The organism is Mangrovibacterium diazotrophicum, from assembly GCF_003610535.1.
GTDB classification, from domain to species: Bacteria; Bacteroidota; Bacteroidia; order Bacteroidales; family Prolixibacteraceae; genus Mangrovibacterium; species Mangrovibacterium diazotrophicum.
Genome location: NZ_RAPN01000001.1, coordinates 3428641 through 3453354 on the forward strand (window position 1 = coordinate 3428641; position 24714 = coordinate 3453354).

The following is a 24714-nucleotide window of genomic DNA, read 5'->3' on the forward strand; positions in this document are numbered from 1 at the left end:
ATAACTATGAAATATCTTCAATTTAAAAATATAATAGGAACGGCTTTGCTGGCTTTGTTCTTTGTAGGGTGCTCCGACATTCTGGACGAAACCCCCCGTGCAACATTCACTCCCGAATATTTTAAAACTCAGGAAGGAGCCGAAGGGGGATTGACTTATTTATATTCGAATTTGCGTTACATGTTCGGGAATGGTTATTTTCTGAATGCCTATGAAACGGGGACTGACGAGTATACTTACGGTTTCAGTGCCGACGAACAGTTTAAAGCAATGGACTTTTCCGGAGCAGGAGTACTCACCTCGGCAAATAGCAATACCAGCATTACATGGGAATATGCATTTAAGAGTATTAACACAGCTAATGGTATCATTCAGTACGGAACAGATGCCGGCGTATCAGATGCGTTGATTGCCGAAGCTAAATTTTTCCGTGCCTTCAATTATTTCCTGTTAGTTCAAACCTTCGGCGGTGTTCCCTTGGATTTGGGTTCCGGTGAATTGGCTTTTAACACAAGTCCGTCACGTACATCGGTTCGGAATACGGTGGCCGAAGTGTACACAACTGCAATTTTCCCGGATTTGCTGGATGCGATTGATAATTTGCCCGATGAAGGTCGTGCAACAGGAACAGCAACCACCACTTTAGCTCGGTTATTTTTGGCGAAAGCTTACTTGACTTATGCTTGGTGGCTGGAAAATCCAAACAACATTGCTACTTATCCTGTGGTTGACAGCAGAACTGATCCGGATGGTCAAAGTGCATCATGGTACTTCCAGGAAGCCTATAATGTTGCAGTAACAGCTATCGACAATCCTGGTCCGTTTTCTTTGCAGACATCATTCTATCAGGTGCATGTTGGGTCAAATGATCGACACAGCGAGATGCTTTTATATGCCGATCATACGGAAGACAGTGAATATTACGACGGCTCCAGTCACTCTTATAACAGTGGTTCGGCTCCTGGTAACTTCGCTGCCTGGTTTCCAAACTGGAACTATTCCGGAAACCTGACAAGTTATACATCCAGCGGCTCGGCGTTGATCTCGACACAGCGTGAAGAAGCTCAGCCCTACGGACGCCCATGGAGTCGTATGTCAACACCAATTGGAGTATTTGAAGAGACGTTTGCAGACAAAACATATGACTCCCGTTATGACGGGACTTTCAACACTGTTTTCAGAGGAAACTGGCAGAAGAACTCTTCTTACTCTGGAAGCGATTACGATGTTTTGTACAATGCAAACGACCTACCTGTAGTGATGGGAGACCCGGTTTTAACGTTCCTTGGTGAAGATTCTTCAGATATCACTTATCCGAGTTCTTCTTCTGACGATAAAAGTGGAATGGGCGCAGGAACCTTGCCCGGAAGAGCAGACTGGGTAGTAGGCCCTTCGGCAATTAGTCGTTTTGCCTGGCCAACGCTTTGGAAGTTGGGACCTTATGTCTCGACTCATGAGCAGGATGGAGGATTGGGTTCGCCAAACAGCGGTATAACACGTCCGTTCCCGATTGCGAAATTGTCTGAACTTTACCTGGTGGCAGCTGAAGCTGCAGTGAAAGGCGCATCGGGCACATATTCTGCCGTTGATTTAGTCAACGTTCTGCGCGCTCGCGCTGGTGTTTGGACATACAGTAATAGTGATGCTTCAGATGTAAGTGTTGATTACAGCTCGGAAATGATTGCGAATACGCCCTCTTCCATCACAATTGATTACATATTGGCGGAACGTTCTCGCGAATTCTTCGGAGAAGGTTACCGTTGGTTAGACCTGGTTCGTACGCAGAAGTGGGGAGAGCTAGCGGGCGAATTTGATATTTGTAGCGACGCTTCGAAAGAGAATGCACATGTTCACGACCGGGAAACCTACAGCAGAACTATAAGTGAGCAAGACTATTTGCGTCCTATTCCTTCAAGCCAGATTGATGGTTTAGAGATGTCTGACACGGAAAAGGAAGCATATCAAAACCCAGGTTATTAGTTTGATCGGATCTGATAATGTTTAATTGAGTAAATTGAGATGGAACCGGACTTTGTTCCGGTTCCGTTTTTCCAAAATAGAGGCAGGCACGAGTGGTATTTGTGAATGTGTCAGCCAGTGATGATTTTCCGACCGGCACGAAAAGCTCACCAAACCGGTGATTTTTTCAGCCAGTAAAAAATGAATCAATGATGAATCGAACCTGCAAGAAAACCAGAAACGTACTTCTCCTTTGTTTGCTCTCTATTACTTTTGGCTGCCAGCCGGATGCGACAACAAAAGTGGCTGTCCGAGAACGTATCAGTTTGAATGAGGGCTGGACTTTCTACAAATACGACAGCGCTGAACAGAGTGATTCGCTGATTTTCGATGTTCGCCCGGAGGTAACGGAGAATAACGACAGCAAGGATGCAGATTCGAAGCCAACTGAGGCTGTCGATATTGAAAGTAAACAACTGGTTTTGAAACCTTGGGTATTGCCAACAGCAAACGAGTTCATTGCTGATTCAGAAACACAACATATCCGTCCGGAAGGAAACCCGGGTGGAAACTTTCCTTTTGTTCAGGCCGATTTTGACGACAGTTCGTGGGAGCAGGTAACATTGCCACACGACTGGGGCATTCAAGGGCCATTCTTTGTGGGCGATAATCCTGAAGTTGGTGGAGGTATGGGCCGCCTGCCGAGCAACGGCGTGGGCTGGTACCGTAAAAAGTTGAGCATTCCTGCTGAGGATGCCGGAAAGAATTTTTTCCTCGATATTGATGGAGCCATGTCCTATGCCATCGTTTGGTTGAATGGAAACCTGGTTGGTGGCTGGCCCTATGGCTACAATTCCTGGCGCGTAGACCTTACGCCCTATTTAATCCCCGGCGGCACAAACCAGTTGGCTATCCGGGTTGACAACCCCAATTATTCAGCGCGCTGGTATCCCGGCGGCGGCATTTACCGCAACGTGTGGCTGGTCAAAACAAACCCGGTACACATTGCCCATTGGGGAACCTTCGTCAAAACGAGCGATGTTTCCGGCGAGTCAGCCAAGCTCGACCTGGAAGTAAAAATTGAAAACAATTCAGAAAAAAATAGTGAATCAAAACTGATTACACGGATTTTTGAGTTAGACGAAAACGGCAAGCGCAAAGAAGCTGTTGCAGGTGTTTTCGATCCGCAAACCGTAACAGTCGTGGCCGGAGAGCAAGCTAAAATTGAAGCGAGTACTGTTTTGAAAAATCCGAAACTTTGGGGGCCGCGCCCCACGCAACAACCGAATTTGTATGTTGCAGTGACCGAGCTCTATGAGAATGACCAATTAATTGATCAATACGAAACACGTTTTGGTGTTCGCGATGTGCAATTCGATCCAAATCAAGGCGTTTTGGTGAATGGTGAACTCATCAAAATTCATGGAGTTAACCAGCACCATGATTTGGGAGCTCTGGGCGCCGCTTTCAATATGCGTGCGGTCGAACGCCAACTCGAGATATTGTGGGACATGGGCTGCAACGCCATCCGCATGTCGCACAACCCGCCGGCACCCGAATTGTTGGAGCTGACCGACCGCATGGGATTCCTGGTGATCGATGAGATTTTCGATTGCTGGGAAATGAAGAAAACACCGCACGATTTTCACCTGATTTTCCCCGATTGGTCGGAGGCTGATACCCGCGCGTTTATTCGTCGCGACCGCAATTGCCCATCGGTGATCATTTGGAGTTTTGGCAACGAAGTGGGTGAACAGTACACAGCCAAAGAAGGCGCTGCTGTTGGCAAACGGCTGTACGATTTTGTGAAGGATGAAGATCCGACACGTCCGACAATCACTGCAATGAACTACGCTAAGCCCTATATGGAGCTTCCGAAGGTGGCTGACTTGGTTGGATTGAATTACCAGGGAGAAGGTATTCGTCAGGATCCAATGTTTGAGGGGACCGACCGCATTCGCACGGCGCCTCAGTATCCTGCCTTCCACGAGCAGTTTCCGGAGAAAACAATTATAAGCACCGAATCGGCATCAGCCTTGAGCACACGCGGAACCTATCTGTTTCCGGTTTCGGAAAAGTTGAGTGCCCCGGTTCGTGAAGGAAAAGGTGGCAATGAAGCCAACGGCTATGTAAGTGCGTACGAGCTTTACGCTGTAGACTTTGGCTCGAGTGCCGATAAAGTATTTGCTGCCCAGGATGCGCACCCGTTTGTTGCCGGCGAGTTTGTGTGGACCGGCTGGGATTACATCGGCGAACCCACCCCGTATTACTCAGCCCGAAGTTCGTATTCCGGCATCATCGATTTGGCGGGATTCCCGAAAGATCGCTATTACCTGTACCAAGCGCGCTGGCGGCCTGATTTGCCGATGGTGCATATCTTGCCGCACTGGAACTGGCCCGATCGAATTGGCAAAGTCACTCCCGTGCATGTGTTCACTTCGGGTGATGAAGTAGAGTTGTTCCTGAACGGCCGTTCGCTGGGAAAAAAAGCCAAAGGCGAACTGGAATACCGCCTGCGCTGGGATGATGTGCAATACGAGCCGGGCGAGTTGAAAGCGGTGGCCTACAAGGATGGCAAAGCGTGGGCCGAACAAACAATTCGTACAACCGGCGAAGCTGCAGGAATAGCAGCAGACGCAGATCGAAACGAGATAAAAGCTGACGGTAAAGATCTGGCATTCGTCACCGTGAAAGTGACTGATGAAAATGGGCTTTGGGTTCGGGATGCTGCGGATGAAATTCAATTCAGCATTGAAGGGCCCGGCGAGATTGTGGCAACCGATAATGGCGATCCCACAGATATGAACGCCTTCCCGTCGCACAACCGAAAAGCTTTTGGCGGACTCTGCCTGGTAATCGTGAAGGCCAAGCCCGGAGCACAAGGAACAATTCAGTTAAAAGCCGAGTCCGGTCAGCTTCAATCAACCGAAACAGTAATACAACTGAAACCGTAGCAAAAACCAACGAAACACCACAAACCAATGAAAATAAAATCAATCATTTCAAGCCTGTTTATTCTCTTGATGGTCAATCCGGCCTCATTTGCTCAAGCCATTGACGGCTCTCAATTGTGGTTCACCAACCAGCAGCTTTCGCCGGAAGTAAAAACTACGATTCCGGCGACTATTTGCATTCAGGAAGAATCGGCCACCTTCAAAATTATAAAAGATGAGTTGGCCAAGAGTTTCCCTGCGTTGGGAGTCGGCGAGGTGAGTTTCACTAAAAAAGTGGCTCAAGATATTGTGCTGATTGGAACAGCCGAATCGAAGGCAATTGCCAGCTTGGTGAGTGAAGATGAGTTGGCAACGCTTGGAGATGATGGTTTCATCATTCGCAGAAAGCAAGGTGATGGTACAATTGTGATTGCTGCGAATACGGAGTTTGGAGCGCTTTACGGGGTTTACGAGTTTCTGCGGTTGCTCAAAACCAGTTCTTCCGATTTAGCTGAGATTGACCGGGTGGAAATTCCATCGTACCAGCGCCGTATTCTAAATCACTGGGACAACCTGGACGGAACAGTGGAGCGTGGTTACGCTGGTCATTCCATCTGGAAATGGGACGAACTGCCCGGAACAAACAGTCCGCGCTACGAAGCTTATGCCCGCGCAAACGCCTCCATCGGGATCAATGGCACCGTGTTGAATAATGTGAACGCCAACCCGGATATTCTGACGAAAGACTACCTCGAAAAAGTAAACGTGCTGGCGGGCATTTTCCGCCCTTACGGCATCAAAGTTTATTTGTCAGTTAACTTCTCGTCGCCTAAAGAGCTGGGTGGTTTGGAGAATTCGGATCCGTTAAATGATCAGGTGAAAAGCTGGTGGAGCGACAAAGCAGATGAAATCTACGCTATGATACCGGACTTCGGAGGATTTTTGGTGAAAGCCAACTCCGAAGGCCTCCCGGGGCCTCAGGATTACGGACGTACGCACGCCGATGGTGCCAACATGTTAGCCGACGCGTTAGCTCCGCACGGTGGAATTGTGATGTGGCGTGCCTTTGTGTACAACCCGGATGGAGACGATCGTGCTAAGCAGGCTTACAAGGAGTTTGTTCCGTTGGATGGGCAGTTTCGGAAGAATGTGATCATCCAGTTGAAAAATGGTCCGATTGACTTTCAGCCGCGAGAGCCTTTCAGCCCGATGTTCGGTGCCATGAAGCACACGACGCTGATGCCGGAATTTCAAATTACGCAGGAATATTTAGGGTTTTCAGATCACCTGGTGTTCTTGTCAACCCTGTTTGAAGAATGCCTGGATACTGACACTTACGCCGAAGGGCCAAACACAACCATTGCCCGGATTACCGATGGCGAAGTGTTCAACGATTCGATTACAGCCATTGCTGGAGTGGCCAATATTGGTGAAGATACCAATTGGTGTGGGCATCATTTTGCGCAGTCAAACTGGTACGCTTTCGGTCGACTGGCCTGGAATAAAAAATTGTCATCAGCAGAAATCGCGAATGAGTGGCTCGAGCAAACGTTTACGCAGGATGCCGATTTCGTGAGCGAGATGAAACGGGTGATGCTGCAATCGCGCGAAGCGGTTGTGAATTACATGACTCCGATTGGATTGCATCATTTGATGGGCTGGGGACATCATCATGGTCCGGAACCCTGGTGTGAAGTGCCGGGAGCACGCCCGGACTGGTTACCGACTTATTACCACAAGGCAGATTCAATGGGCATTGGTTTCGACCGTTCAACAACCGGTAGTGAGGCCGTTTTGCAATATGCAGACCCGCTGCGTTCAATCTACGATAATGTATCCACTTGCCCGGAAATGTACTTGTTGTGGTTCCATCACCTGTCGTGGGATTACGTATTGCACAGCGGCAATACTTTGTGGGACGAGCTGTGCTATAAATATTCTTCGGGAGTTGATCGGGTGAAAGTGTTTCAAAAGATTTGGGATCGAATGGAAGGCAAAGTTGATGCGCAACGCTTTAGTGAAGTTCAGGCGAAACTGGCGATCCAGGCAACAGAAGCGATGTGGTGGCGCGATGCCTGTCTGCTTTACTTTCAAACCTTCTCCGGCAAACCGATCCCTGAAGAATTGGACCGACCCGTTCATGTGCTCGAACAGTTGAAAAAAATCAAGTTCGATATGACGCACCACAACTAGCAGACCAGAACCACAAACCTGATAAAATCAAACATGAAAGCTGTAACAGAAAAGATATCGGTTGTTGAGAAAATTGGCTACAGCCTGGGCGACCTGGCTGCCAACCTCATCTTCCAGACCCTCATGGCGTTTATCGCCTTTTTCTATACCGACATTTATAAAATACCACCGGTAACGGCTTCCGCCATTATTTTCGGTGGCGGCATGTTCGGCGCTTTTTTCAACCCGGTAATGGGCATTATCGCCGACCGGACCAATACCCGCTGGGGAAAGTTTCGTCCCTGGGTGTTGTGGACGGCTATTCCGTTCGGGCTATCCGCGATACTGGCTTTTGCCACCCCGAACTTCAGCCCGACCGGAAAGATCATTTATGCACTGGCGACTTACGTTTTTTTAGTGCTGGTGTATTCAGCCAACAACCTGCCGTACTCATCGCTCAGCGGGGTGATGACCGGAAGCATGCAGCAGCGCAATAGTATTTCGGCCTACCGGTTTACGGCGGCCATGATCTCGCAGTTTATCATCCAGGTATTGCTGCTTCCCTTGGCGCTCATCTTTGGCGACGGCGATAAAACGGTTGGTTTCGGAAAGGTGATGACCATGTTTGCCATTATCGGGATCGTCTTTTTTATTATCACCTTTTTAACGACGAAAGAACGGATTGTTCCCGAGAAAGATCAGGAAGCGACCGTGAAGCAAGACTTGTCGGATTTGAGTAAAAACCGCCCTTGGCTAATGATGTTAGGAGTGATCGTGTTTTTGTTCATCACCGTTTCGCTGAAAGGCGGTATGTATGTATACTATTTCCAGGATTTTGTCAACCGCGAGAAGCTCGGGCTTTTCCTCGAAAATATTGGCTTCAATGGTTTTATCGATGGCCTGAACGCGGCTTTTGTGAAAATCGGCCTACACGGATTCCAGTGGCCGGAAGATATTGCAACCTCCGGTTTTAGCCTGTTCAACGCATTGGCAACCATTTGCATGATCATCGGGATCATGTTCTCCAAACGTTTGGCCGACCGGATTGGTAAACGCGAGGTGTTCAAATGGGGAATCATCATCTCGGCAACTTTCCAATTGTCCTTCTTCTTCTGTGCCCCGGGTGCAGTAGGAGCCATCTTCCTGGTTCAAATCCTTCACGGCTTATTCTATGGCCTCACCATTCCCATGCTATGGGCGATGATTGCCGATGTAGCCGACTATTCGGAATGGAAAAACAACCGTCGTGCAACCGCCATCATCTTTTCAGCAATGATATTCGGTTTAAAAGTCGGCTTGAGTGTTGGCGGGGCTTTGGTTGCCGGAATTTTGGGGTGGTTTGGCTATGCCGAGCAGGTTGTCGTTCAGTCCGACACGACTGTCCTCGGAATCAAATTGGCCATGAGCGTTTTCCCAACAATCACTTTTGCCATTTCCGTTGCCTTCCTGATGTTCTATTCCATCGATAAGAACATGGAAGTTCAGATTGAAAAAGCGCTGGAGGAGCGAAGATGGAAAAAGAAAGAAAATAAAATTCAACCCGCACCTGCAACTACCAACTTGCCGGGCGCGAATTCAATACTTACCGAAGTAGAAATTTAAGTAATAAAAACTTTTACCAATTTAAAATTTACAGGAATGAAAACAGCAATAATGACTGAACTCGAGAAGGTCGAGATTATCGAAACAGCAATTCCGGTTCCTACAGCCGACGAGGTATTAGTGAAGATAGAATATGTAGGTGTTTGTGGCTCGGATTTGCATTATTACGAGCATGGACGCATCAGTAATTTTATTGTTGAAACACCTTTTGTGCTGGGGCATGAATGCTCGGGTACTGTAACGAAAGTGGGTGAAAAAGTAACGCATTTGAAAGTAGGCGACCGTGTCGCGTTGGAACCAGGAAAAACCTGTGGCGTTTGTGAACACTGTAAATCGGGAAAATATAACCTGTGCCCGGATGTGATTTTCTTCGCCACACCGCCGGTGCCGGGGACTTTCCAGGAATTTGTGACACACGAAGCTCGCTTGTGCTTCAAATTACCGGATAATGTAAGTACCATGGAAGGCGCGCTGATTGAACCTTTGGCGGTTGGTTTCCACGCCGCCATACAGGGAGGTGCATCGGTTGGTCAAACAGCAGTGGTGACCGGTGCCGGTGCAATTGGCCTGGTGAGCTTGCTGGCGCTGAAAGCGATGGGCGTATCGAAAGTGTACGTGGTAGATGTGTTGCCGAAACGCCTCGAAAAAGCGCTCGAACTGGGTGCAAACGGTGTCATCAATGGTATGGAAGAAGACGCTGTGGCAAAGATCATGGAACTGACCGAAGGTAAAGGAGTGGATCTATCGATTGAGACTGCGGGTACAGAAATTACCATGACGCAGCTGTTGAAAATGGCGAAGAAAGGATCAACGGTTGTGTTTGTTGGCTACAGCGCCAAAGAAACCGTGAGCTTGCCGGTCAACCTGATCATGGATAAAGAATTGTCGATCCAGTCGGTGTTCCGCTACCGGAACATCTTCCCGCTGGCAATTGAGAGTGTGGCAGCTGGTATTGTGCCAATCAAAGATATTGTGTCGGACTATTTTGAGTTTGACAACATTCAGGCTGGCTTGCAAAACTGTGTGAAAAACAAAGCTGACATTGTGAAAGCTGTCATAAAACTTTGATCTATGGATCATCAATATTTTGAAAATCCAATCCTGAGGGGCTTTTATCCCGACCCGTCCATTTGTCGGGTGGGCGACGATTATTACCTGGTAACGTCCTCCTTCGTGTACTATCCCGGCCTGCCTATTTTTCACAGTAAAGACCTGGTAAACTGGAAACAAATCGGGCATGGTATTCATCGCACCACGCAGCTGGATTATAAAAATTGTGAGACATCTTTGGGTTTGTGGGCACCTACCATCAGATATCACAAAGGGCGTTTTTATATTATAAACACCTTTGTGTCTGAGGGTAGGGAAGCTCGCAGAGATAATTATATTATTACCGCAGAAAAACCGGAGGGCCCTTGGAGCGATCCGGTTTTTGTGGCGGGTGCCGACGGAATTGACTCATCGTTGTTTTTTGATGACGATGGCCGTGTTTGGTACGCCGGCAATTGCATCATTCCGTACGATCAACAGGAATACGAGGGGCATCACGCAATTTATTTGTGTGAGCTCGACCCAGAAACTTTTCAGATTATCGGTGAAAAGAAGATCATTTGGAATGGGAATCGTACCGCCAGCAAGTGGATCGAAGCGCCGCATATTTACAAGAAGGATGGCTTTTATTACCTGATCGTGGCCGAGGGCGGCACATTTACCAATCACAGTGTAATGATGGCGCGGGCCAAAGAGATTGATGGGCATTACGAAATCTGTCCGCGTAATCCGATTGTATCGCACCGGCATTTGTCGCTGATGCACCCGATTTCGGTGGTGGGTCATGCCGACATTGTGGAAACACAAAACGGCGAATGGTGGATGGTTTTGCTGGGCGTGCGCCCCTACGAAGGAATCAACTACAACTTGGGGCGCGAAACATTTCTGGCGCCGATCATCTGGGACGAAGATGGCTGGATTCGGCTGGACACGCCTCATGGTTTGATTCAGGAAAAAGAACGGCGCCCGAATTTGCCGGCACATCCTTTTCCTGCGAAAAAAGAACGGGACGATTTCGATGGTGATCTGGACTTGGTTTGGAACACGGTTCATCCCTGGTCAACTGAGTTTTTTAGTTGGACTGAACGCCGGGGGCACTTACGCATTTATTTGCAACCCGAGGTCATTCACGAAATCTGTACACCCGCATTTGTTGGACGCAGGCAGCAGCACAAAAAGTTTGAAGCCAGTTGTTTGATGGAGTTTGAACCGAAGGCGGACAATGAGGAAGCCGGGTTGGTTTTGCTCAGCGACGATCGCTTCAATTACATCTTCGTGGCCGGCCAGAAAGGTGAAGAATATGTTGTACGACTATACAAGACTGAAAGCGGTAAAAATGTTTTGATAAGCGAAGTGAAAGGGGTATTTTCAAAAACTGTCATATTAACAATAAGTGCGACAGATTTGGAATATAACTTCTTTTACCAAAAGCCGGGAGACGAGAAAACGCTCCTCGCAGCGAATCAAAAAGCATCTCTTTTAAGTTCAACGGTAAACGAAGGTTTCACAGGCACTTACATTGGAATGTATGGCAGTTCAAACCACAAAGAATCTGATAATTACGCCGATTTTAACTGGTTTGATTATAAAGCATTGACCTAAACCCAACGAACAAGATGATCAACAGACTTCTAAACCCTCTGCTATTTTCTATGCTGATGCTCCTCGTGCTTTCAACCCAAAAGTTGATTGCCGGAGGACTCGACGATCTGGTATTGTTTGAAAAGAATGAGGCCGGATTTGTGCTATCTGATGAAGGTCAGACGGCAAGCATCGTTTTAGGCGAAAATGATTACGAAGGGGTGAAGTATGTTGCCAATCTTTTCGGGGAAGATCTGAAACGAATTGGACTGGCTGAGCCAAAGCTGATCATTGGCGATATTCCAACTGAAAAGAACATTGTATTAGTCGGAACGGTTGGGCAAAATACTTTACTTGACGAACTGGAGGAATCCGGTAAACTGGATTTGTCGGACCTTCGCGGGCAGTGGGAAAAAAGCCTGGTACAGGTTGTTGAAAATCCCTTCCCCGGAGTTGACAAAGCACTGGTTTTGGCCGGCAGCGATAAGCGCGGAACCATTTATGCCATGCTCAATTTGTCACGAGCTATGGGAGTTTCGCCCTGGTATTGGTGGGCCGATGTTCCGGTTGACCAACACTCCGTGATTTCCATCAAAGCCGGTCGTTTTGTGACTGATAGCCCGAAAGTACAATACCGTGGAATTTTCCTGAATGACGAGGAGCCCGCATTGGGAGGCTGGGTGCGCGAGAACTTTGGTGATTTCAATGCCAAATTTTACAGCCATGTGTTTGAGTTGATCCTTCGCCTGCGCGGAAACTACCTTTGGCCAGCCATGTGGGGAAAAGCTTTTTTTGATGACGATCCGGAAAATGGTCGCCTGGCTGACGAACTGGGCATTGTCATTGGAACCTCGCACCACGAGCCGCTTGGTCGGGCACACGACGAATGGCGCCGCTATGGTTCGGGCCCCTGGGACTACAGCAAAAATGCCAAAGTGCTCACCGACTTTTGGACCAAAGGCATGGAGCGTATGAAGGATTACGAAACCATTGTAACAGTTGGTATGCGCGGCGATGGTGATGAAGCCATGAGCGAGGGAACCAACATCGCGTTGTTGGAACAAATTGTTCGCGACCAGCGGAAGATCATCAATAAAGTAACCGGAAAGAAAGCCGAAGAAACGCCCCAGATGTGGGCTTTGTACAAAGAAGTGCAGGACTATTACGATAAAGGGATGCGCGTTCCCGACGACGTGACTTTGCTTTTATGCGATGACAACTGGGGCGATATGCGGAAGCTTCCGAACATTGATGCGCCGAAACATCCCGGAGGATACGGCATGTATTATCATTTCGACTACGTTGGTGGGCCCCGGAACTATAAGTGGATGAATGTGAGCCAAATCCAACGGGTTTGGGAACAACTGAACCTCACCTACAGCCACGGTGTCGATCGGGTGTGGATTGTGAATGTTGGCGATTTGAAGCCAATGGAATACCCGATTAGTTTCTTTCTGGACATGGCTTGGAATCCTGAGCAATTCAATGCGCAAAATCTGTTTCAACATACAGTAGATTGGTGCGCCGAACAGTTTGGTGAAGCCTATGCCGAAGACGCTGCCCGAATTATTGACCTGTACACGAAATACAACCATCGGGTGACGCCCGAACTGCTGGATGAGAACACCTTCAGCCTGGAAAATTACAACGAGTTTGAACGGGTTCGCAACGATTATCGCGATCTGGCGGTGGACGCTTTACGTTTGTACAACCTGATCCCGAATGCATACAAAGATGCCTTTGACCAGTTGGTGTTGTTTCCGACAAACGCCTGTTCCAACCTCTACGAAATGTATTACGCCGTGGCGAAAAACCACCAGTTGGCCGCAGCAAATAATCCAGAAGCAAACGACTGGGCTGATGAAGTGCAACAATGTTTTGATCGCGATTCATTGTTGACAGTCCACTACAACCAGCAGATTGCAGGAGGAAAGTGGAACCATCAAATGGATCAGATTCGGATTGGCTACACTTATTGGCAGCAACCCGAAGTTCGAAAAATGCCGGAAGTTTTCCGCGTTGAGGTTCCCGAAATATCAAATTCTGAAAAAGTTTTTGTTGAGGCAGATGGCTACATATCTATCGAAGCGTCGAACTTTCAACAGTCCAGAGGCAGCGACAAAATTCATTGGGAAGTGATTCCGGGATTGGGAAAAACCGGCTCGGGCATCACCACTTTTCCGCAAAATGAATATCCGGCCGAAACCGATTCGATCTACCTCGAATATGCAATCCAATTTAGCACAACCGGAGCCTTTGAGGTGCACGCTCTGTTGTCACCTACGCTGAACTTCAATGCGAATAAGGGATTGCGATATGCTATCTCGATTGATGGAGGGACAGAGCAAGTCGTCAATATGAACGAGCATTACCGAGGTGAATTGGGCCAATGGCAAGCCGAACGAATTATCGATAGTATCAGCTATTTGGTTATTGAAAAAACAGGAATTCATCACCTCCGCCTCCGGGTGCTGGAGCCGGGAATCGTGCTTCAGAAAATACTAATCGATTGCGGCGGACTGAAGCCAAGCTTCTTGGGAGCGCCGCAAAGTGAACTGAAAAAGCTTGACTAAATGAAACTGAAAGGAAATAAAATCTGGGTTCTGCTGATTGTATTGGTTAGCTTTAGTTTGTCGATCCAGGCAGCTGTTAAACTACCTCGTTTGGTGAGTAAGGGCATGGTGCTTCAACGCGATGAGCCGATCAAAATTTGGGGTTGGGCCGATGCGGGAGAACGGGTGAATGTTGAATTCAGAGGTGAAAGCTACAAAACGAAAGCGGATAAACAGGGTGATTGGTCTGTCGTCCTACCCGCTAGTGCTGCCGGTGGGCCGTACACGCTGAAAGTGAATGAAATTGAATTGGAAGATATTTTGATTGGTGATGTGTGGTTGTGTTCGGGGCAATCGAATATGGAATTGCCGATTCGCCGGGTGATGGACTTGTATAAAGACGAAATCAGCAAGGTGAATAACCCGCAAATTCGACTATTTAAAGTGCCGATGCGCTACATTTTTACTGATGCAACAACAGATTATGAAGGGGGAGATTGGAAAACAGCGACCGCCGAAAACATACTCGATTTCTCTGCGGTTGCTTATTTCTTTGCAGCCGATTTGTACCAAAAATACCGGGTTCCGATCGGACTGATTAGCTCCGCTGTTGGTGGTTCGCCGGCCGAAGCCTGGCTAAGCGAAACAAGCCTGCAAAAATACCCGAACTACTGGGCGAGCGCTCAGCAATGCCGGTCCGCAGCTTTTGTTGATAGTGTAAAGTCGGCAGATCAAAATCGAATTCAGAATTGGCACTCCGAGTTGAATCAAAAAGACGCCGGAGTTAATCATTGGTCAACTGGAGATGTTGATGTTTCTGATTGGCTCGAGAATTCCTTACCCGGATATTGGAGCGAACAGAATATCGACTTTAAAAATGGCTCGGTTTGGTTTTGCAAAGAGTTTGAGTTGACGGATAACCTGGCGGCAAAAGATGCTGTTCTCCGACTCGGACGAATTATCGATGCAGATTCAGCCTTTGTTAACGGGACTTTTGTGGGAACTATTTCCTACCAATATCCACCGAGGATTTATCAGGTTCCTGCTTCTGTTTTGAAGTCGGGCAAAAACCAGTTGATGGTTCGGGTGATCAGCCAAAGCGGAAGAGGAGGCTTTATGCCTGATAAACCTTATGCATTGCGGTTTCTGAATGACACGATCGATTTGACTGGAGAATGGCATTACCATATTGGCGCTGAAATGCCGCAGCTCGAATCGCAAACCTTCTTTCAGTATACACCAGGTGGACTGTACAAAGGTATGATCAATCCGGCACTGAATTACACGCTGAAGGGTGTAATCTGGTACCAGGGGGAATCGAACACGGATCGGCCGGGAGAGTACCGGCAGTTGTTTGGGGACTTAATTCAGGATTGGCGGACTCAGTTCCAACGCCCCGAATTGCCCTTCCTGTTTGTGCAGTTAGCGAACTTGGGCGAACCTCAAAAATTGCCATCCGAAAGCAATTGGGCAGAACTACGCGATGCCCAGCGCCGCACCCTTGAACTACCAAAAACAGGAATGGCGGTTATTTACGACATAGGCGAATGGAATGATATTCACCCCTTGAATAAAAAAGATGTCGGCCATCGCTTGTCGCTGCAGGCGCAGTCCGTCGCTTATGGTGACAGTGATGTCGTTTCCAGCGGACCGCTTTACCAGTCGATGAAAATTGAAAACGGCAGCATCGTTTTGACGTTCATTTCTGTAGGATCCGACCTATTCACCAACAGTCTCCTGCAGGGATTCCAAATTGCCGGAGAAGATGGTCGTTTCGAATGGGCACATGCTGTCGTTCTGGATAAAAACACCGTGAAAGTTTGGAGCGAAAATATACAGAATCCAAGAACTGTTCGGTATGGTTGGGCGAACAACCCCGCAGATGCGAACTTGAAAAATAAGGAGGGGCTTCCGGCTTCTCCGTTTACCACAAACAACGAATAATAAACCCAATAAACACAAACCTGATGTCAACGAATTCACAAAAAATCTCTGTTTTGGAAAAGATTGGTTACAGCCTTGGCGACCTGGCTGCGAACCTGGTTTTCCAAACGTTAATTACCTATTTAGCTTTTTTCTATACCGATATTTACGGATTGAAAAACAACGACGCCTCCATCATCATGCTATCAGTGGGATTGGTCGCTGCTTTTCTATTCAACCCGATTATCGGTGCCATTGCTGACCGTACCCATTCGCGTTGGGGGAAATTCCGTCCTTGGATTTTATTTACAGCAGTTCCGCTTGGGGTGATGGCTTTGCTAGCCTTTTCAACGCCTCATTTTGCCTACAAAGGGAAACTGATTTACGCAGCTGCAACTTACAGTTTGTTGTTACTGCTTTACGCCGGTAACAACTTGCCTTATTCAGCCTTGAGTGGCGTGATTACCGGCGATATGGGTGAGCGCAACAGCATTTCTTCGTATCGTTTTGTGGCGGTCATGTTTGCCCAGTTTTTTGTGCAGGTATTCATGCTGCCGATCATCGAGTTTGCCGGTGGTGGCGATAAAGCGGCCGGTATGGAAACGGTGATGACCTGGCTGGCGATTGTTGGAACCGTGATGTTGCTGATTACCTTTTTTACGACCAAGGAGCGGATCGTTCCGACTGCAGAACAAACATCCAGCTTGAAAGACGACCTTTCTGACCTGATCAGAAACCGCCCGTGGATCATCATGCTGACAGTCACCATTTTGATTTTCGTTACGCTGGCCATCAAAGGCGGGGCGTACGTTTACTATTTCAACAACTTCGTCGATCCGGTTGCTCTCGAGAATTTCATCAGCCCGATTATTGCCGGCTTGTCAGCTATCGGATTTAACTTCTTTGGCAACGACCCTGTTTCGGCAGGTTTCGGTCTGTTCAACGCCGGCGGGATCATTTTCATGATTGTCGGTATTTCGCTGTCGAAAAGGCTGGCCGACAAATACGGTAAGCGCGATGTGTACATGAGCGGCTTATTTGTATCGACCATTTTCATCCTGGCCTTCTATTTCTTCTCGGCCAAAAGTGTTGTGCTCATGTTCACCTCCCAGATGTTGCATGGTTTCTTCTACGGAATTACGATTCCTGTTTTATGGGCCATGATTGCCGATGTGGCCGACTATTCCGAGTGGAAAAACAACCGCCGTGCTACAGCGATTATCTTCTCGGCGATGATGGTTGGGCTGAAAGCCGGTCTTTCGATTGGTGGCTCGCTGGTAACCTGGATTTTGGGTCTTTACGGATATTTGCACCAGGATCCGACTGCAGTTGGTCAGGTACTCGTTCAGCCCGAATCGGTTGCGACGGGAGCAAAAATGTTGGTCAGTATTTACCCATCTGTGCCATTTTTAGCGGCTTTCGTCCTGCTTTTCTTCTATGTCATTAACAAGAAGATGGAAGTGCAGATTGAAAAAGAGTTGATTGAAAGACGTAAGTAATTTCGAATTAAAAACGATGAAAAAACACATTCAAAATATAGCTGTAATGGCTTTGGCATTTTACGCTGTGGCCTGCGCTCCACCTCCGAAATCCGAAAAGGATTTGAGCCTGAAGGACGCTTTTGCCGGTAAATTTTACATCGGCGCCGCATTGGATTCGGCTCAGATTGTAGGAGAAGATACGGCAGCGATCCGCGTGGTGAAAGAACAGTTCAATGCGATTGTTGCGGAGAACTGCATGAAGAGTGAAAAGATCCAGCCACAGGAAGGCGTGTTCGATTTTCACCTGCCTGACCAGTTTGTCGATTTTGGCGAGCAAAACGGCCTGTTTGTTACGGGCCATACCCTGATCTGGCATTCGCAGGCTCCGGCCTGGTTTTTTGTCGATAGTTTGGGTAATGATGTGTCGCGCGAGGTGATGATCGAGCGCATGAAAACGCACATTCAAACGGTTGTTGGGCGTTACAAAGGACGGATCAAAGGCTGGGATGTGGTGAATGAAGCCATTCTGGATGACGGTTCCTACCGCCAAAGTAAATTTTTCGAAATCATCGGCGAAGATTACATCCGGTTGGCGTTCGAGTTTGCGCACCAGGCTGATCCCGACGCGGAATTGTACTACAACGATTACTCGATGGCCAATGCCGGAAAACGCGAAGGTGTGGTTGCCATGGTGAAGAAACTGCAGGAACAAGGTGTTCGCATTGATGGAATCGGTATGCAGGCACATATTGGGCTGGGGCATCCGGATATTGCCGAGTTTGAAAAAAGCATTGAAGCATTTGGTGCCTTGGGAGTGCATGTGATGATTACTGAATTGGATCTGACTCTCTTGCCTTTTCCGGATCAGAATGTGGGGGCCGAAGTTTCGGCCAGTTTCGAGTATCAGCAGCAGATGGATCCCTACAAAGAAGGTTTGCCTGATGAGATGAACACCAAGTTTGAAAATCGTTACCTTGATTTTTTCAAGCTGTTCCTCAAACATCAGGATGTGATTTCGCGCGTCACACAATGGGGGGTGAATGATACTCAAAGCTGGCGCAATTACTGGCCGATCGACGGACGAACAGATTATCCGCTACTGTTTGATCGGGAGAATAATCCGAAGCCGGTGGTGGCAAAAATTATTGAGTTGACAAAAGAGTAAGTCGGAAGTTTACAAAGTTGAGTAAATAGATTTCAGCGATAAAAACAGGAAACATCTTTAATGATATCCTTCCAAGGTCCCCTAAAGGGGAGGCTAAAAGTGCCCTTCAGGGGATTTAGGGGTAAGTAAATTGGGGAATATCCTGAAGCGAAAGAATAAAATCAAAAATTACAATAAAATGAAAAAAGCAAGATACCTCGTTCCGCATTTGTACACAGCCGATCCGGCAGTGCATGTGTTCAACGGAAAACTGTACATCTACCCGTCGCACGATGTGGAGTCGGGCATTCCGGAAAACGACAATGGTGATCATTTCGACATGCGCGATTACCACATTTTTTCGATGGAGGACATCGAAGGTGAAGTGACCGATCATGGCGTTGGTCTGGCGGTGAAGGATATTCCCTGGGCAGGCCGTCAGCTTTGGGATTGCGATGCCGCATACAAAAATGGCAAGTACTACATTTATTTTCCGCTGAAGGACCAAACCGATATCTTCCGTATTGGTGTGGCTACGAGCGACAAGCCCGAAGGCCCGTTCATTCCCGAAGAGGCACCGATGAAAGGGAGCTACTCCATCGACCCCTGCGTATTTTGCGACGATGATGGTACGCACTACATGTACTTTGGTGGATTGTGGGGTGGCCAGCTGCAGCGATACCGCGACAATAAAGCGCTGGAATGTGCCGCTTTTCCGGCCGATGATGAGCCGGCTTTGCCATCGCGCGTGGTGAAGCTGCGTGACGACTTGATGGAGTTTGGTGAAGAGCCACGTGCCTTGGTTATTTTAGATGAAAATGGCGAAGTGATTAAAGCAGGCGACAACGACCGTCGTTTCTTTGAAGCGTCCTGGATGCATAAATATCAGGGCAAATATTACTTCTCGTACTCAACCGGCGATACGCACAAATTGTGTTATGCTGTAGGTGATAACCCTTACGGGCCTTTCACCTATCAGGGAGTGATTTTAACGCCGGTAGTGGGGTGGACAACGCATCATTGCATTGTCGAATTCAAAGGCAAGTGGTATTTGTTCCACCACGATTGTGTGCCATCAAGCGGGAAAACCTGGCTGCGTAGCTTGAAAGTCGTTGAGTTGGAGTATAACGCAGATGGAAGCATAAGAACGATTGACGGCGGAGGCGAATAACCGCAGTAAAAACTTTAACGAAGGAAGTGGGGAGACTGATGGTTTCTCCACTTTTTTAGTGCCCAAAAACTCGGAAAAGCCGTACTGTAATCTACCGATAACTGCCTGTAGTGTCTGTTTTAGTAAAATTAAATGATTGCGTCAGTTTTAAATTTTCAAGGTTCTTTTCGAATTCGTAAACCGAGCATTCAATATTATATTTTTTAATTGGGGGATATGTAGAACTAATTGAACTAGCAAAATAAATTACGCCTCCAAGTATCATAAGTATTAGATTGCATACGTAATCAAGATATGTTTCAGTATGCGACTTTTCATTTAATTAATGCTAACGGTGGCGGTATGGTTAGTAAGGGATTGCGGGCTTTTTACCTATCAAGTTACAGCAAAATTTGGAGCGGATTATTACGCCTCGAAAACCACTGAAACCCTTATTAACTATACCGCGTGTTAGATGGCGTTATTCAAAATCATGATTTAAAATATAATTACTAATCCAATTAGTTTTATAACTAATATTAAAACCATAATAAAAAGAACAGATTTATGAAAATTCATTTTAAAATGCGACATTGAATACAATTCAACTCTTGGAAAATTAACAGGATCTATTTTAATTGCTTCATATAACTCACCATTAGAAAGATACCTATGAAATTTGTTTTGTTCTAGTATTGACTTTTCTTGTTCCAATTTATCTCCAAAAGATAAAAATCTCGACTGATGATATTGCAACCATGAATTATAAGAATGTATAATCAAAACATTCCTTACAATCATAATTAACAAGCAAATGATTGATACAGTCATTATTATTGAAATGTTAATTAAATTGGTTGATTGATAAAAAATTGTTATCAATTCTAATAATGAAATCAATAACATAAAAAGAACAAACAAAACTGAAATAGTAATATTGGTTACTGAATATTCTAATATACGAGGAGGTAATCGATTAATTTCATGTTTAAAATAACTATTCAAAAGACTTATTTCACCTTTAAAAATATTTTTTTTATATCTCTTTTGGTCTGTTTCTGCCAATGATTTAATCCAAGTACGAACCTTAACCAATCTTGATATTAAGTAAATGAAGTAATAGAAAGAATACCCTGTTAATAGAAAAAATTGAATATAGATTAGAATCTTAGAAACTTGAGTACCTCTTAAAAAAGTTGATTTACCAATTCGAATTTTATTCGATATAATATTACTTGTTATTACATTGTTTTTTTGAAAACCTATATTAATATGTGCTTTGCTAAATTTTGAAATATTAAGATTTTGGATAATGACTCTACACAATGTATCATTTGTTTGAATAATTTTTTTTATGGAATAATCTAAATTTATTGCCTCTATTGTATCAGGATATGCATCAAATTCAATATGTATAGCACTAGAATTATCTAACTTCAATTCACTAAGGGTATTGTTAATAATTTCAATATTGAAGTAGCTATTAAATTCTAGATTTTTATTGTTTTGAATATCTAAGTATTGTTTGTCAGGAAATAAAAATATAGTTGAAAATGATAATATTAAAGGGGAAAATAATGGTAAAAAACTTTGTAATGAGTTCCTTTCTACCGGACACCCAACAACGTCAGGTGGTTTCTTTTTAAAAATAGGAGAAATAAGGTTTACACTAAAATCAATAGCTTCAAATATAGAACAGCCTATTACAACAATAAATGCAACAGGTAATAATATTGGTGATAGTATTATCAAACCAATTGCATATAATATTTTTTTTAAAGCTTCCATTTAGCAAAAAATTAATAATTAATACACATTTTAGTTCTATTTATACATTTTGATGAAATTTCTGAGTATTTATTCCAACGAATATAAAAATCGTTATCATCACAAATGTTCCAACTGGATAACCGGGTTTCATGCAAAAAACAAGGATGAATATTTCCATATGAATCGATATGCATTGTTAAGTTTGCTGCACCGCATTTATTCACTGGAATTTTAATCCCTAGGATAAACTCACTGATTGATTGTCTTTTACTATGTCTCCTAACCAAATCGGTACCTTCATATAAAATTTGTAAACTATATTTCAAAGAATATGCATGAAGAATATTGACATTTCTTAGTGTTTCTTTCTTGATTTTATCTGGAGTCATTTTTTGATAATGGAATAAATGCGTTTTTAATCTTGATATCAATATTAACTCTGGTTTCCAAGCAGATAAGTATTCCTTAATTGCATAAAAAGAATTCAAATCTGTTGATCTTACAACACAATTAATACTGTAACGCATTTTCAATGAGTCAAATAGTTTGATTAATTCAATAGTCTTCTCAAAATTTTTTTCACCTCTCAATTTATCATGATCTCTTGGGTAATCATAAATTGCAAAACAATAATTAATCTTTCTTCCATATCTTTTAATTAGTGGAAGCAATTTTTCCTTGTATGAGTTTGTGGTTAAATAAATACTTTTATTTGATTTAATTAGAATATCAATAATCTCAATAATTTTAGGATGATTTATTGGTTCTCCACCTGTTAAGATTAAATATGGAGTCGGTATTTGACATATTTTTCTAATGATATTTATATCAATGAAGTTTTTTTCATTACTATGATTAGAATGAGAATAGCAAAATTGACATGAAGATTCGCAATCAGTACCAAGACTAACAGTAGTTATTAAAGGTGCTACCATTCTCAGACTATTGTTAAATTTAGTATTAATTATTGAGTGAAATAGTAAATAAATTTTGGTTGACAACCAATTTCTTTCCTCGAAATAACTTCGTAGACCTTTTTTGAAAATAGAAAAAAAATTAATCACGATGTCTATAATCGCCATATTCAATTCACCATAATGTTGGTGTTTTTCAATGATTATGCATTTATATAGAATTTTATCTATAATTTGTTTTGAAAAAGCCGAAATTATTTTTTTCATAGTATGTCAAAAATGCCATCTAACTAGTTTGTAACAACACCTGGAGGTGTTGTTATTTCGTTTATCTCGTAACTGAAGGTGTTGTTATAACCCTAAAAACAGAGGGATAACAACACCTATTATGTTGAGTCGTCCAAAATATCATCCAAACGATATTTGATTCTTTCGAAATACTGCCTGGAATTAGAATTGGCTTTATGCCTGTTTGTTTTCTTATTTAAGTTACAACTTAAGACGAACATATTTTTAATAGATGTTAAAATTGATTTTTTATTAACATTTGTAAAAGATTGGTGTAGAGTGATATAAGTGAACTATTGTTTGTTTGTTGTGCTTGGCTATTGTTATTTCTAGTTAGATTTTATCAGGATAAGCAGTTTCTATTTAACACGACGAGCGGTACCCCGGAGATACTCCCCGGTACCTTAAAGTGAATCATCGGAGTTCAACGCTAACCCGGGCAAGTTTGCAGTAGACACAACTCGGTTAAATGGAATCAGATCTGAGGTCGGAACTGACTTGAGTTCGTAAAAAGCAAACTAAGCTGTGGTTTAAGCTACCTGGAGTCATTTAAAAGCTGCTCGCTTTTGGTAAACGAATACGCGGTAACACTTTTTTCGTCACTCCGATCAATTGCTTTCCGACTCATTGACTTTACAGAAACAGAAAGCCCTTTAACGCATTTTCTTAACAGCTTTCTGCTGATGGTATGAATCGGTATTTTCTTGGTTGTAAATGCGAGCAAAATTTGGAGAAGCGGGACGGCATTGGTAATTGCTGTCCCGCTTTTATTTTGAGCCGCAAAAGAACCTGGTATCTCGATCGGTTTTGACTATTGACGACTAAGGTTACCTAATTGGGAAGAAATCGATAATTTTTCCAGATTTTAAGACATTTAGGTATTATTTAAAGTGATTCTATATTAGGTTTGTAGCTGTTTTTGCGAGTTGAGGAACATCAAAAGATTCTTAATTCTGGTTAATAGGCTCTAACTTTTCAAGTTAAACTTTGTTGATTGTACCTGTTGTTGCGGTGGTCAGTCAATTTGGAATGTAACGGAAACTGGGCTTAATCACAGGAACATACTAAACTAAACAAACTAATTAAACGAAGCAGTTGCTTGAATTAGTAAACTGGTTGGTAGCGGCACTTTTGTGTTTCTTCCATTGGAGTTGTTTTTTTGTCGACTAAAATAAAATGATCGGCTCGCTGTTCACGCAGCGGTCAGTTCGATCTGCTAAGAAAAATTGTATTAATGTATGAATTCATCAACTAGAAAGAAAGGGATTAGAATTTTGAAAGGAATGCTATTCCTGCTCACAGCGGCTATTCTCGGAGGGTGCAAAAAAATGGTTGTACTTGAGCCGAGCGGACCGGTGGGAGAGCATCAGGCATTTCTGATTAAAGTAGCATTTTTATTAATGCTGATTGTAGTTCTTCCGGTATTCGTCATGGTTATTTGGTTTTCCATTCGTTACCGGTCTTCAAACAAAAAGGCTACCTACAAACCCAAGTGGACGCACTCCAATGCAATTGAAGCAGTGGTATGGGGGGTACCGGTAGCCATTATTATTGCGTTGGGTTACCTGACCTGGGACAGCACACACAAGCTGAATCCTTACAAACCGTTGGAGTCGGAAAACAAGCCATTGGAAATCGACGTGATCTCCACTGACAGCGACTGGCTGTTTGTTTACCCGGAATATGGTGTTGCTTCGGCAAACCAATTGGTGTTCCCGGTGAACACGCCGTTGAACTTCCGCCTGACTTCGGGTTCGGTCATGACCTCGTTCTTCATTCCAGCTCTGGGAAGCCAGATGTATGTGATGGCTGGTATGCAAACAAAACTGCACTTAATGGCTGATGAAGTTGGTGTATTCCGTGGTCAGAACATGGAGTACAGCGGTAACGGTTATGCCGGCATGCACTTCAAAGCCATTTCAACCACCAGCGAAGGTTTCGAAAACTGGCTGAAAGGCGTGAAAGAATCTCCGGATACCTTGACGGTCGATCGCTTCAAAGAGATCAACCTGATGGTCAACATCAATCACCCGGTGACCAGCTTTTCATCAGTTGATCCGAACCTCTTCAACACCATCATGATGGAGTACATGCAATGGATGCATATGCCGGAGCATGGCGAAATGGAGATGAAATACGGAACAGAGCCGGAAGGTCACATGCACATGCACGGACATGGAACAATGCATTAATAA

General features: G+C 44.9%; 14 protein-coding genes. 12 read left to right on the forward strand and 2 right to left on the reverse strand.

Translation table 11 applies throughout. From position 1 onward, the window contains the following. Positions 1-6: 6 nt before the first annotated feature. The 11 genes from BC643_RS13500 to BC643_RS13550 all read left to right on the forward strand — a co-directional run bounded on the left by BC643_RS13500 (position 7) and on the right by BC643_RS13550 (position 19568). Complete coding sequence (locus BC643_RS13500) at positions 7-1980, forward strand: RagB/SusD family nutrient uptake outer membrane protein (protein ID WP_120273589.1); 1974 nt, start codon at positions 7-9, stop codon at positions 1978-1980. A gap of 188 nt (positions 1981-2168) precedes the next feature. Next, complete coding sequence (galB, locus tag BC643_RS13505; RefSeq protein WP_211338053.1) at positions 2169-4913, forward strand: beta-galactosidase GalB; 2745 nt, start codon at positions 2169-2171, stop codon at positions 4911-4913. A 27-nt stretch (positions 4914-4940) separates the two neighbouring features. Next, a complete protein-coding gene (locus BC643_RS13510) occupies positions 4941-7085 on the forward strand; it encodes an alpha-glucuronidase family glycosyl hydrolase (RefSeq protein ID WP_120273590.1) in 2145 nt (714 codons plus the stop codon). A 33-nt stretch (positions 7086-7118) separates the two neighbouring features. Next, positions 7119-8666, forward strand: a complete 1548-nt coding sequence (locus BC643_RS13515; protein WP_120273591.1) for an MFS transporter — start codon at positions 7119-7121, stop codon at positions 8664-8666. 36 nt (positions 8667-8702) lie between these two features. Beyond that, complete coding sequence (locus tag BC643_RS13520) at positions 8703-9734, forward strand: NAD(P)-dependent alcohol dehydrogenase (protein ID WP_120273592.1); 1032 nt, start codon at positions 8703-8705, stop codon at positions 9732-9734. A gap of 3 nt (positions 9735-9737) precedes the next feature. Next, positions 9738-11318 (forward strand): glycoside hydrolase family 43 protein, encoded by a 1581-nt coding sequence (locus tag BC643_RS13525; protein WP_120273593.1) that lies wholly within the window; start codon positions 9738-9740, stop codon positions 11316-11318. Positions 11319-11368: 50 nt separating this feature from the next. Next, positions 11369-13870, forward strand: coding sequence for a glycosyl hydrolase 115 family protein (locus BC643_RS13530; RefSeq protein ID WP_120273594.1), 2502 nt, complete (start codon positions 11369-11371; stop codon positions 13868-13870). Further along, positions 13871-15793, forward strand: a complete 1923-nt coding sequence (locus tag BC643_RS13535) for a sialate O-acetylesterase (protein WP_120273595.1) — start codon at positions 13871-13873, stop codon at positions 15791-15793. Between the two features lie 23 nt (positions 15794-15816). After that, positions 15817-17271, forward strand: a complete 1455-nt coding sequence (locus tag BC643_RS13540; RefSeq protein ID WP_120273596.1) for an MFS transporter — start codon at positions 15817-15819, stop codon at positions 17269-17271. Positions 17272-17287: 16 nt separating this feature from the next. Further along, positions 17288-18418, forward strand: a complete 1131-nt coding sequence (locus BC643_RS13545) for an endo-1,4-beta-xylanase (protein WP_120274281.1) — start codon at positions 17288-17290, stop codon at positions 18416-18418. A 178-nt stretch (positions 18419-18596) separates the two neighbouring features. After that, positions 18597-19568 carry a glycoside hydrolase family 43 protein gene (locus BC643_RS13550; protein WP_120274282.1) on the forward strand — a complete coding sequence of 324 codons (972 nt, stop codon included), beginning with the start codon at positions 18597-18599 and terminating at the stop codon, positions 19566-19568. A gap of 477 nt (positions 19569-20045) precedes the next feature. Here the strand turns inward: BC643_RS13550 and BC643_RS13555 are convergent, their stop codons facing one another. Together BC643_RS13555 and BC643_RS13560 are read right to left on the reverse strand one after the other, a co-directional pair. Beyond that, positions 20046-21335: a hypothetical protein gene (locus BC643_RS13555; RefSeq protein ID WP_120273597.1), complete on the reverse strand. Its 1290-nt coding sequence runs from the start codon at positions 21333-21335 to the stop codon at positions 20046-20048. Positions 21336-21346: 11 nt separating this feature from the next. Beyond that, positions 21347-22498 (reverse strand): radical SAM protein, encoded by a 1152-nt coding sequence (locus tag BC643_RS13560; protein WP_120273598.1) that lies wholly within the window; start codon positions 22496-22498, stop codon positions 21347-21349. A 1304-nt stretch (positions 22499-23802) separates the two neighbouring features. Between BC643_RS13560 and cyoA the strand changes: the two genes are divergently transcribed. Next, positions 23803-24711: a ubiquinol oxidase subunit II gene (cyoA, locus tag BC643_RS13565; RefSeq protein WP_262697251.1), complete on the forward strand. Its 909-nt coding sequence runs from the start codon at positions 23803-23805 to the stop codon at positions 24709-24711. The last annotated feature ends 3 nt before the right edge of the window (positions 24712-24714 follow it).